The sequence below is a fragment of the Nonomuraea sp. NPDC049637 genome (genome assembly GCF_040675235.1).
Classification (GTDB): domain Bacteria; phylum Actinomycetota; class Actinomycetes; order Streptosporangiales; family Streptosporangiaceae; genus Nonomuraea.
In genome coordinates this window covers 1-8,600 of sequence record NZ_JBFAOM010000097.1, presented here as the reverse complement: position 1 = coordinate 8,600, position 8,600 = coordinate 1, and the positions used below count along the sequence as shown (strand labels likewise).

The 8,600-nt window shown below is 72.0% G+C and carries 10 protein-coding genes; 5 read left to right on the top strand and 5 right to left on the bottom strand.

Annotated elements, in window-relative coordinates; all coding sequences use genetic code 11:
* Positions 1–114: 114 nt before the first annotated feature.
* The 4 genes from AB0J71_RS49220 to AB0J71_RS49205 all read right to left on the bottom strand — a co-directional run bounded on the left by AB0J71_RS49220 (position 115) and on the right by AB0J71_RS49205 (position 3,153).
* Complete coding sequence (locus tag AB0J71_RS49220) at positions 115–1,071, bottom strand: hypothetical protein (protein WP_352328305.1); 957 nt, start codon at positions 1,069–1,071, stop codon at positions 115–117.
* A 5-nt stretch (positions 1,072–1,076) separates the two neighbouring features.
* A complete protein-coding gene (locus AB0J71_RS49215; RefSeq protein WP_364421292.1) occupies positions 1,077–2,027 on the bottom strand; it encodes a hypothetical protein in 951 nt (316 codons plus the stop codon).
* A 73-nt stretch (positions 2,028–2,100) separates the two neighbouring features.
* Positions 2,101–2,463 carry a DUF2203 domain-containing protein gene (locus AB0J71_RS49210; RefSeq protein ID WP_352328303.1) on the bottom strand — a complete coding sequence of 121 codons (363 nt, stop codon included), beginning with the start codon at positions 2,461–2,463 and terminating at the stop codon, positions 2,101–2,103.
* 9 nt (positions 2,464–2,472) lie between these two features.
* Positions 2,473–3,153, bottom strand: a complete 681-nt coding sequence (locus tag AB0J71_RS49205; RefSeq protein ID WP_364390073.1) for a GntR family transcriptional regulator — start codon at positions 3,151–3,153, stop codon at positions 2,473–2,475.
* A gap of 91 nt (positions 3,154–3,244) precedes the next feature.
* Here AB0J71_RS49205 and AB0J71_RS49200 point away from each other — a divergent pair, with 91 nt between their 5' ends.
* Positions 3,245–4,576 (top strand): MFS transporter, encoded by a 1,332-nt coding sequence (locus tag AB0J71_RS49200; protein ID WP_352329875.1) that lies wholly within the window; start codon positions 3,245–3,247, stop codon positions 4,574–4,576.
* An 85-nt stretch (positions 4,577–4,661) separates the two neighbouring features.
* Here AB0J71_RS49200 and AB0J71_RS49195 read toward each other — a convergent pair whose 3' ends face one another.
* Positions 4,662–5,960, bottom strand: coding sequence for an MFS transporter (locus AB0J71_RS49195; RefSeq protein ID WP_352329877.1), 1,299 nt, complete (start codon positions 5,958–5,960; stop codon positions 4,662–4,664).
* A gap of 255 nt (positions 5,961–6,215) precedes the next feature.
* Here AB0J71_RS49195 and AB0J71_RS49190 point away from each other — a divergent pair, with 255 nt between their 5' ends.
* From AB0J71_RS49190 to AB0J71_RS49175, 4 genes are all read left to right on the top strand, one after another.
* On the top strand, positions 6,216–6,923 hold the full coding sequence (locus tag AB0J71_RS49190; protein ID WP_352329878.1) for a hypothetical protein: 708 nt from the start codon (positions 6,216–6,218) through the stop codon (positions 6,921–6,923).
* 41 nt (positions 6,924–6,964) lie between these two features.
* Positions 6,965–7,513, top strand: coding sequence for a GNAT family protein (locus AB0J71_RS49185; protein WP_364421290.1), 549 nt, complete (start codon positions 6,965–6,967; stop codon positions 7,511–7,513).
* 130 nt (positions 7,514–7,643) lie between these two features.
* Entirely contained in the window at positions 7,644–8,075 is a 432-nt protein-coding gene (locus AB0J71_RS49180) for a hypothetical protein (protein ID WP_352329882.1), read from the top strand.
* A gap of 30 nt (positions 8,076–8,105) precedes the next feature.
* On the top strand, positions 8,106–8,510 hold the full coding sequence (locus tag AB0J71_RS49175) for a nitroreductase family deazaflavin-dependent oxidoreductase (protein WP_364390070.1): 405 nt from the start codon (positions 8,106–8,108) through the stop codon (positions 8,508–8,510).
* The last annotated feature ends 90 nt before the right edge of the window (positions 8,511–8,600 follow it).

The following is an 8,600-nucleotide window of genomic DNA, read 5'->3' as shown; positions in this document are numbered from 1 at the left end:
CGCGGACCGTGCCTGACCGCGGACCGTGCCTGACCGCGGACCGTGCCTGACCGCGGACCGTGCCCCGCCGTAGACGCTGTCCCGCCGTGGACGCTGCGCCGCAGTGGCGCGGGCTCAGCCGCCGCAGGCGGCGAAGACGAAGCTGTCCTTCAGGACGGTGTACCGGTCCCTGACCCGCACGGCGCCCGTCCCGGTGTCGACCTGGACGATGGTCATCCTGGACGAGCCGGACACCAGGTGCAGCGTGACCTGCGTGTCGCCGGTCCAGTCGATCATGTTGAGCTCGCCGTCCGGCAGCTTGATCTTCCTGCGCCCGGTGACCTCGTCGGTGGCGAGGTCGTAGGTGAGCAGTTCGGTCTTCCTGCCGCGGATCAGCACCGCCGCCGTGTGCCCGTCGCCGGCCAGCGCCTGCGGGCCGTTGGCGGCCACGACCTGCGGCGGCGTGACGCGTACGAGGTGCTCGCCCGTCTGGTCGCGCACGACCAGGTCGGTGACGGAGTCGTCGGACTCGATCGTGGACAGCACCTCGTCGCCGTCGCCGCTGAACCCGAGGAGGGTCTCGTCGGCGGGCACGGTGCCGAGCAGGGCGCCGGTCGCGGTGTCGAAGATCTTCGTGGCGGCGGGCCGGTCGTTCTGGATCGCGACCGCCAGCCGCCCGCCGTCGCCGGAGAGCTGCAGCGTCACCTCGTTCTGGGCGACCCGCGGCAGGGCGTCCTTGGGCATCAGCGTGACGCCGCCGCCGAGCACGCGTACGGCCAGCCGCCCGGCCTTGGTGAGGTACGCCACGCGCTGCCCGTCGCCGCTGACCGCGATCGGCGCCGGCGAGGTGACGGTGGACCTGCGCCTGGCGTCGAGCGCGACGACCTGGGCGTCGGGCAGCGTCCTGCGCCCGCCGTCGTGCATGACCAGCCGCCACTGCCCGCAGGGCCTGGACGCGCCGTCCTTGTCCGGACAGCCCTTGACGGAGGCGTACCGGATGCTGTCGTGATCGTGGTGCGGCGCCGCCTGGGCGGCGGCCGGCACGGCGGTGAGGGCGAGCAGGGCCGCGGTCAGCAAAGGGACGATTCTCACGATGGTCACTCCCCCGGGAACACGATGGTGTGAGGGTCGGGGCCCACCTTGTAGGTGTCGGTACGGCGGGCCTGGCCGGAAGCGGGGTCGACGGTGAGCACCCGTACCACCGTCGACTTCGTGGTGCTGCTGTCGTAGGAGTAGGCGGCGAGCCTTCCGTCAGGGGTCCAGCGGGCGTGGTCGGGCGAGGCGTCGCCGGCCAGGGGGAGGTTCACGCCGTCGGAGAGCCGGGCGCTCTCCAGGTCGTACGTGCGCATCCGGGGCGGGCCGCCACGGCTGCCGCCGGAGCTGAACGCGGCGACGGTGTGCCCGTCGGGGGACAGCGCGAGGGTGACGGCGTTGGCGACGAACTGGGGGGCCGGGCTCCTGAGCACGCGGCCGTCGAGCCCGTAGGAGTACAGCCATCTGGTGCCGTCGCTCAGGTCGCGGGTGGTGAGCACCTCGTCGCCGTCGCCGCTGAAGCCGGCCGGCTCGCCCTTGACGGTCAGGCCGGTGATCCTGCCGGTGGCCACGGTGAGCACCTCGGCGTGGCCCCGGCGGCCGACGAGGACCCGGTCGCCGGCCGATGACAGGTAGAGGGCGTCGTCCGCGCCCGGCCGCAGGGACCTGGGCAGTTCCCTGACCGGGCCGCCGGCCACCGCCCGTACGACCAGGCGGTGGTCGCGGGCCCGCTGGTAGACGATGGTCCGGCCGTCGCCGCTGAGGGCGAACAGGGAGGTGGCGCGGTCCTTGGCACGGGCCGCGGAGTCGCCGACGGTGACCTTGCGGCCGTCACGCAGGAGCAGGCGCCAGGGGCCGCACGGGGACGTGCCCTCGCCGGGCAGCTCGCAGGCGGTGACCCAGGCGGCGCGGGCCTGCGGCGGCCCGGTGTGCGCGGGTGCGGCGGCGGCCGGGAGCCCCAGCCCGCCGGCGACCGTCGGCGCGAGGAGCGCGGCGGCCGCTGAGGATAGCCTCATGAGTGGTGATCCTTTCGCTCACCTGGTTAGACCCATGGGCACGGTGGCGAGTTGGTCACATGTAGGCCACGCTTCAGGGCAGCGGGCGCCGCCCCGCGAAGCCCAGATCCGTACGGTGGTACCAGGCCAGCTCGGGCTCCCCCTCGATCCAGCACAGCCGCACCGACTCCCCGCCGAGCACCGAGGGGAAGTCGATCAGCAGCGGCGCGACGCCCTTGACCTCGATCCCCTGCTCGCTCCACCGGGTCAGCGTCTCCTCGATGCGCGCCTCGATGGCCTTGATCTCGGGCAGCCCGCCGAGCCGCGACCCGCCGGCGGCCTCCCGGTCGAAGGCGATCTCGGCCAGGTCGGCGCGGCCCGCGACGATCTCCCGCGCCTCGGCGATGATGCCGGGCAGCAGGGCGCGCGCCTCGTCCAGGGTGAAGATCCGGTCCATGCGGAAACGCTACCCGTTCGGCTGGTAGGCGTGGATGAGAAGCCGCTCGGCCTCGTCGAAGTAGTCGTCGAGGTAGGCGGCCGCCTCCTCGGTGCGGCCTTCCGCCAGCAGGGCGAGCAGCGCGCGGTTGCGGTCGATGAACGGCTCGTGGAAGGCGCGCGGGTTGTCCATCACGTGGAAGACCAGGCGCAGCTCGGCGAGGAGCTGCCGCATGGTCTCGTCGAGGCGGGGGCTGCCGTGCAGGCCGACCAGGGCCTGGTGGTAGCGGATGTTGGCGGTGCCGACGCCCTGCCAGTCGCCCTGGGCGGCGGCCCGTTCGGCGTCGCGCACGGCCTCTTCGATGAGCGCCAGCGCCTGCCGCGACGCCTCGCGGCGGACGGCGGCCCCTTCGAGCACCCGCCGCATCGTGTAGAGGTCGGAGACGTCCTCCACGGACGGGAGCCGGACGAAGACGCCCCGGTTGAGCCGGTGGTCGAGCAGGCGTTCGTGGCCGAGCAGGCGGAACGCCTCGCGCAACGTGTTGCGCGAGACGCCGAGCCCTTCGGAGATGGCCTCCTCCGACAGCCGCTCGCCCGGCGGGAAGGCGCCTTCGATGATGTTGTCGCGGAGGATGTCGGCCACGCGCTCCGCCGTGCTGCTGCGGCTCAGTCTCGACCGGTGCCGGGCGAGGTCCGCGACCACGTCTTCCACGTTCGCCAGGGAATCATGGAGCAAATCTCTTGTCGAATTGTTCAACAATCCTTACGTTGAAACTATCCGCTCGACCATCTGGGAGCCTTCGATGTCAAGCTCCGCGAACCAGACCCGCCGGGTGATCATCGCCGCCCTCGTCGGCACGTCCCTGGAGTGGTACGACTTCTTCCTCTACACCACGGCCGCGACGCTGGTCTTCGGCAAGCTGTTCTTCCCGTCGCTCGACCCGCTCAACGCGACGCTGGCGGCGCTGACCACCAACGCCGTCGCGTTCGTCGCCAGGCCGCTCGGCGGCGTGGTGTTCGGGCACTTCGGCGACCGGGCCGGCCGCAAGACCGTGCTGGTCGTGACGCTGCTGCTGATGGGCCTGTCGACGTTCCTCATCGGCGTGCTTCCCGGATACGCGAGCGTGGGGGTGGCCGCGCCCGTCCTGCTGGCCGTGCTCCGCTTCGTCCAGGGCTTCGGGCTCGGCGGCGAGTGGGGCGGCGCGGTGATCATGTCGCTGGAGCACGGCGACAGCAGGCGGCGCGGCTTCAACGCGAGCTGGCCGCAGGTCGGCGTGCCCGCCGGGTACGTGCTGGCCACCGGCCTGCTCGCGATCCTGTCCTTCGCCCTGCCGGACGCGGCCTTCCAGTCGTGGGGATGGCGGGTGCCGTTCCTGCTGTCGGGCGTGCTGGTGGTCGTCGGGCTCTGGGTGCGGACGCGGGTCACCGAGTCGCCGTTGTTCTCCCGCGTCGAGAAGCACGGAGCCACGGCCAGGATGCCGCTGGTCGAGGTGCTGCGCACGCATCCGCGGGCGCTGCTGTCGGCGTTCACCGCGCGCATCGGGGTGGACGTGGCCTTCTACACCTTCACCGCGTACATCATCGTCTACCTCACCGGGCAGCTGAAGCTGGACCGGTCGGTGGCGCTGTACGCGGTGCTGATCGGCTCGGTGCTGCAACTGGGCCTGATCCCGCTGTTCGGCGCGCTGTCGGACCGGCTGGGCCGGCGGCCGGTCTACTTCGCGGGCGTGCTGGCGGCGGCCGGGTGGGTGTTCGCGTTCTTCCCGCTGCTGGACACGAAGTCGGTCCCGCTGATCGTGCTGGCGGCGGTGGTCGCGCTGGCCGCCCACGCCGCCATGTACGGCCCGCAGGCCGCGTTCATCGCCGAGTTGTTCAGCACCCGCCTGCGTTACAGCGGCGCGTCCATGGGCTACCAGGTGGCCGGGATCGTCGGCGGGGCGCTGGCCCCGATCATCGCGCTGAAGCTCTTCGACCTGTACGGCACCACCCTCGCCGTGTCCCTGTACGTGGTTGTCGCGCTGGCCGTCACCGCCGTAGGTTTGGCCATCGCCCCGGAAACCCGCGACCTGGACATCGCCGCCGGCGAGCGCGGCACGCCCAGGAGGCTGCCCGGCCAGGTGGGTCCCTTCGCCTGAGCGCGAGGGGAAAGGCGGGAACGCCGCGAAGGCGTGGGCGGCGGCTGCCACCGCCGCCCACGCGCGTCCCACTCGCCCAGTCCTCTCAGACGGCGGTCTCGGGCAAGGTGACCCGCGGGCGCCTGCGCCAGTCGCCCTTGAACGCCGCCGTCGAGGCCAGGAACACGACCTGCCCGGCCAGCGCCACGGCGAGCCAGGCGCCCCAGCCGCCCGCGGAGACCACCATGGGCGAGACGACGAGCAGCACCACGATCATGACGCGGACGACCATGCCCCAGATGCCCAGCGCCGAGCCCTGCAGGCGCGACTCGACATCCTCGGCGTTCTCGGAGAAGTTGGCCATCCACGGCACGTACGCGACGCCCATGAACAGGAAGAGCAGCGCGTAGACGGCGGTGACGTGTCCCGGCGAGATGCCGGGGCCGACCATGCTGATGAAGTAGGCCAGGGTGAGGACGGTCAGCGCGGTGCCGGCGGCCGTGAACGGCTTGCGCAACCGGAGCCGGTCGGAGACCCGGCCGACGACGACCACGGCCACCGCGTTGAGCACGATGCCGAGCGCCACCACCCGGTTGGCCCCCGCGGGCTCCAGGCCGAACGCCTCCACCAGGATCGTCTGCCCGAAGATCGCGAACGTCCAGTAGAGCACCTGCCAGCCGGTGTTGCCCAGGACGTGCGCCCACAGGTGCGGGTGCCGGAACAGCTCGCGCACCCGTCCGGCGTCGATCTTCTCCTCCGCCGCGACGGCCTCCTCGGCGTCGAGGACCTGGGCCCGCAGCGCCGCCGACGGCTCGGCGATCTTCCAGACGATGACCGCGCACATGGCCAGCGAGACGACGCCCATGATGATCGCCTGTGACTGCCAGGCGTTGTCGAACAGCGGCAGCGTGAACCCGGCGATGAACGAGGCCAGGAAGGACGCCCCGACCGGCCCCCACGTCCAGAACGCGAACGCCTGGGCGCGGCCGAGGCGCGGGGAGAAGTCGCGGACGAGGGAGGCGGTGATGGTGATCCCGGCGCCCTCGATGAACAACATCAGACAGCGCACCCAGAACAGGCCCGCCACGGTGTCCACGGTGGCGAGCAGGAAGTTGCAGGCCGCCGTGACGGTGAGGGTGGGCACCAGGAGCGTGACCCGTCCCCAGCGGTCGGACAGGATGCCGCCGACGCCCGCCGACAGGCCGCCGATCAGGACCGACCCCGCGGCGAGCAGGCCGTAGACCGTGAGCGACATGCCCAGGTCCTTCATCAGCAGCGGCAGGATCGTGGCGAGCGTGGTCTCGAAGTTGGCCACCAGGCTCGCCAGCACGGCTATCGCCAGCAGGAAGATCCGCCGGCGGCCGACCGGGTACACGCTCAGCTCGCGGACATAGAACGGCTTCATTCCCATCCTCCGGGGACGGTGTGTGACTGTCGCTCTAGAACGCGTTTCTAGTTGCCTCAGAGTTGCCCTTCTCAGGGGTGTTCGTCAACGGCGGCGGCGGTCACGATGTGATCTCGATCACAGCATTCCCGTTGTGACGGAATCGCTCCCGATTCACAGAACAACCACCCGCGAATAGGCATAAACTGCGCGCCTGTGAGCCTGCCTGTACGTGAACGTTCCCCCCGGCCCGGCGGCGGCCGGCACCGTCGCCCCGTGCCCACGTCCCTGCCGCCGGACGCGCCCATGCTCGTGCTGGCCACCCCCGGCGGCACCGGCGGCGTCGCCGAAGAGATCGCGGCCGTGGTGCGGGTCGACAACCCGCAGATCGAGGTGCGGCTGACCGCCGTCGCCGACCTGGCAGACTCGCTGCCCGCGGGCCGCGACGCCGTCGTGGTGCCCCTGCTCACCTGGGACGACCCGGTCGTCATGGCCGAGATCGGCAAGGCCATCGCGGCCGCCGGCTCCGGCGCGGTCGCCACCGAGGCGCTCGGCCCCCACCCGCTGCTCGCCGAGGCCCTGCACATCAGGCTCGCCGAGCGCGGCCTGGCCAGGGCCGACCGGGTCCGCCTGCTCAACGTCTCCAGCCCCGTCGACGCCGTCATCCTGGGCACGGTGGGCGGCGAGCGCGCGGTGCACGCCGTCCAGGCCACGGCCGTGCTGCTGGCCTCCAGGCTCACGCTGCCGGTCGTCGCCGCCTCGCTGGACAGCGAGCCCGGCGTGGACGTCGCCGCCCAGCGCCTGCGGGCCGCCGGGGCCGAGCGGCTGGCCATCGCGCCCTGCCTGATCGGTCACGAGGCCCCGGCGGAGGTCGTCGAGCGCGCCGCCGCCGCCGTCGAGGCCGGTCACGCCGAGCCGCTCGGCGCGCACAGCGCCGTCGCCGAACTTGTCGCGCGGGCTTACGGCAGTCAGCTGGCGACTTGACACCCTTGTAAAGATCGCTACAGTCGCGTTACCTTCTGCGCATGCGGCGCGTGACGGTCATCGGCGAGCGAATCGGACTTCGTGACCTCACCGACGCCGACGTCGTCCCGCTGCACTCCGTCTACGGCGATCCTGCGGCCACGCAGCACATGCCGTTCGCGCCGCGCAGCGTGCAGGAGGTCGCCGCCCTGGTCGGCCAGGCCATGGAGGCGGCCGCCGCCGAGCCGCGCCGCCTCTACGTGCTGGCCGTCGTGGACGCCGACCGGCGGCACGTGATCGGCGTGGCCCGCCTGAAGATCGACGCCGACCTGCCCCACAGCGCCGAGATCGGCTTCGGCCTCCATCCCGACCAGTGGGGCCGCGGCATCGGCACCGACCTGGTGCGGCTGCTGCTGTCGTTCGGCTTCAAGCAGCTCGGGCTGCACCGCGTCTGGGGCGCGAGGTCGCCGGCCAACCTGCCCGCCCAGCTCGCCATGCTGACGGCCGGCATGGTCGAGGAGGGACGGATCCGGCACCACGTGCACACCCCGCACGGCTGGCGCGACTCCATCGTGCACGCGGCGATCCAGGACGAATGGACCGAGCGCTAGCGGCGCCGAGCGGCCCGGGCGGTGGACGGTGAGTGGCGCCGAGCGGCCCGGGCGGTGGACGGTGAGTGGCGCGCCGCGGAATTGTCGGTGGCACGTCCTACGATGAGCCTCCTCACGGAGGGATAGCCGCATGCCTGACTCGCTGATCGTGCCCCTGTTCGTCACCACCGACCTCCCGCCGCACGCGGACCTGGCCGAGTTCGGTGAGCTGCTGGCCCGCACGGCGCGGATGCTCGGCCCCGGCGGCAGCGAGGCGGTCCTGTCCGGCACGGTGTTCTGGCTCGACCGGCCGGTGCTGCCGGGGCAGCGGCCCGCCGCCGACGACGAGCTGCGCTTCGCCGGGATGCTCGGCCATCTCGTCACGTCCGGGCCCGGCGTCCGCGAGGTGGTGGCCGGCGTGCGGCGGGCGATCGGCGCGGCGGTGACCGAGCGCTACGGCGACGTGGGCGCGGCGCCCGCCGTGTTCGCGATCCGCGACCGCGACGTGCGCGAGCGCACCCCCGACTCGGCCCTCCCGATCGACAGCCGGCGGGCCGCCGAGCTGGTCGGCGCGGCACGGTGAGGACCACCCGGCGCGGGGTAGTCCAGAGGCATGCTCTATGGCAAGGAACACGTGCAGCGCTATCAGGCCACCGACGGCGCGGAGGGGCACGACTGGAACAACACCACCGTCCTCCTCCTGACCACCAAGGGGCGTAACTCCGGCAAGCCGTACACCACGCCGCTGATCTACCAGCGGTTCGGCGACGACTACCTCGTGGTCGCCTCCAAGGGCGGTGATCCCGAAGATCCCCAGTGGTACAAGAACCTGCTGGCCCATCCCGACGTCGAGGTGCAGGTCAAGGGCGACAGGTTCAAGGCTCGCGCCCGCACCGCCTCGGAGGAGGAGAAGCCCGAGATGTGGCGGACGATGACCCGCACCTGGCCCCAGTACGACGAATACCAGGAGAAGACCGACCGCCGGATCCCGGTGGTCGTGCTCGAACGCGCCACCTAGGAGCTGTTTCTTGGATCAGGTTCGGAGCCAGATAATCAGGGCGGCCAGGGTGACGGTGCCGAGGAAGATGTAGGCGCGCTTGTCGTAGCG